General features: G+C 69.7%; 3 protein-coding genes. 1 reads left to right on the top strand and 2 read right to left on the bottom strand.

Going from position 1 to position 1,828, the window contains the following annotated elements; translation table 11 throughout:
* On the bottom strand, positions 1–225 hold a 225-nt coding region (locus B8460_RS11200; protein ID WP_048861680.1), incomplete at its 3' end, for a CoA-binding protein.
* A gap of 69 nt (positions 226–294) precedes the next feature.
* On the bottom strand, positions 295–711 hold the full coding sequence (locus B8460_RS11195) for a ketosteroid isomerase-related protein (protein WP_048861679.1): 417 nt from the start codon (positions 709–711) through the stop codon (positions 295–297).
* A 262-nt stretch (positions 712–973) separates the two neighbouring features.
* Here B8460_RS11195 and B8460_RS11190 point away from each other — a divergent pair, with 262 nt between their 5' ends.
* Positions 974–1,825, top strand: coding sequence for a glycine--tRNA ligase subunit alpha (locus B8460_RS11190; protein ID WP_048861681.1), 852 nt, complete (start codon positions 974–976; stop codon positions 1,823–1,825).
* Positions 1,826–1,828 lie beyond the last annotated feature (3 nt).

Below are 1,828 nucleotides of genomic sequence, written 5' to 3'. Positions count from 1 at the left end.
CGCGGCTTCGGCCAGGCCGGCCACGACCCGGCGGCCGTGCAGAACCTGCCCGGCGAGGCCGGGATTGACCGGGGTCACGTCGTAGCCGTGATCGAGCAGGTAACGCAGCACCTCGTTCGAGGGCCGGTCCGGCCGCGCCGAGGCGCCGACCAGCGCGATGCGGCGGGTGCGGGCGAGGATGGTGCGTATCTCCGCGTCATCGAGCCCGTCGATATGGGTCGTCATGCGGCTGGTCCCCCTTGCGTCGGGATCGAGATCGTTGCGGCGGCCGCGCGGGTCAACGCCGGCGGCCGGTCAGAGGGCGACCTGACGCACCCAGTCGCCCAGGTTGTAGTGGTTCGATACCCGGGCGATCCGGCCCGCGCGCAGGGTGAAGAACGCCCCGGCCGGCAGGACATAGCTTTGGCCGCGCGCGGGCGCCGTGCCGGGCGGGACGTCCGGGTCGGTGGCGAGATAGCGGCCGTGGACGGTGAACTCCGCCGCCGCGCGGGTGCCGTCGGAGGCGGTCATGACGACGAGATCCTCGATCCGTTCGGCATAGCAGCGGTTCATGTGGTCCATGAACGCCCGGAACGACGCGAGGCCGCTCTGCCGGCCGCCCTGGCTGATGTCGTGGATGATGTCGGGCGTGAGCAGATCGAAAAAGGCGGTCATGTCCCCGGCGTTGAAGGCGGCGTAATAGGCACGGACGATCGTCTCGGCGTCGGTCATCGGTCTTCCCCGGTTGGGTGCGGCGGAACGGGCGGCGGGCGGCGGCGGTGTCCGCAAGGTGCATGCCGGCCGGCCGCCGGCACGTCCTTGCGAGCGGCCGGAGCCGGTGCTTTATGTGCGGCGGGTTCTTTGACCTGGACACGGGACGGTTGCAATGCCGGCGGAGAGGCTGGACGCACACGAGGGCGGGGCCGGGCGCGGCGTGGCGGCGGACGCCGTCGCCGGCGCGGGCCTCGGCCGTCCGGCGGCGCCCGCGGCGAGCATGCAGGAGCTGATGCTCCGGCTGCATCGTTTCTGGGCGGCGCAGGGCTGCGTCATCCTCCAGCCCTATGACATCGAGATGGGCGCCGGCACGTTCCACCCGGCCACCACGCTGCGCGCGCTGGGGCGCAAGCCGTGGCGCGCGGCCTATGTGCAGCCGAGCCGCCGGCCCGGCGATGGTCGTTACGGCGAAAATCCGAACCGGCTGCAGCACTACTATCAGTACCAGGTCATCATGAAGCCGTCGCCGGCCGACGCGCAGGAGCTGCTGCTCGCGTCCTACCGCGAAATCGGCCTCGATCCGCTGGTGCATGATTTCCGCTTCGTCGAGGACGACTGGGAAAGTCCGACCCTGGGCGCCTGGGGCCTTGGCTGGGAGGTCTGGTGCAACGGCATGGAGGTGGGGCAGTTCACCTATTTCCAGCAGGTGGGCGGCATACCGGTCGCCTATCCGAGCTTCGAGATGACCTACGGCCTCGAGCGCCTCGCGATGTACGTGCAGAACGTGGAGCGGGTGTTCGACCTCGACTTCAACGGCGCCGCCGGCGAGGGGCGGATCACCTATGGCGACGTGTTCCTGCGGGCCGAGCGCGAATACAGCGCGTGGAACTTCGAACATGCCGACACGGCGATGCTGGCCCGCCACTTCGCCGACGCCGAGACGGAATGCAACGCGGTGCTCGATCGCGGCCTCGCGCTGCCAGCGTACGATCAATGCATCAAGGCAAGTCATCTGTTCAACCTGCTTGACGCGCGCGGCGTGATCAGCGTCGCGGAGCGGGCAAGCTATATCGGCCGGGTACGGGCGCTGGCGAAACGGTGCTGCGAAACCTGGCTTGCGGGGGAGGAGTGAGGG

This window comes from Acidisphaera rubrifaciens HS-AP3, from assembly GCF_000964365.1.
GTDB lineage: Bacteria > Pseudomonadota > Alphaproteobacteria > Acetobacterales > Acetobacteraceae > Acidisphaera > Acidisphaera rubrifaciens.
Note: the sequence above shows the minus strand (reverse complement) of the source record. Positions and strands in the feature narration are given on the sequence as shown.

Bases quoted from the DNA above. Each gene is read 5' to 3' on its own strand.
- B8460_RS11190 (WP_048861681.1), top strand. From the start codon at position 974: ATGCAGGAGCTGATGCTCCGGCTGCATCGTTTCTGGGCGGCGCAGGGC.
- B8460_RS11195 (WP_048861679.1), bottom strand. From the start codon at position 711: ATGACCGACGCCGAGACGATCGTCCGTGCCTATTACGCCGCCTTCAAC.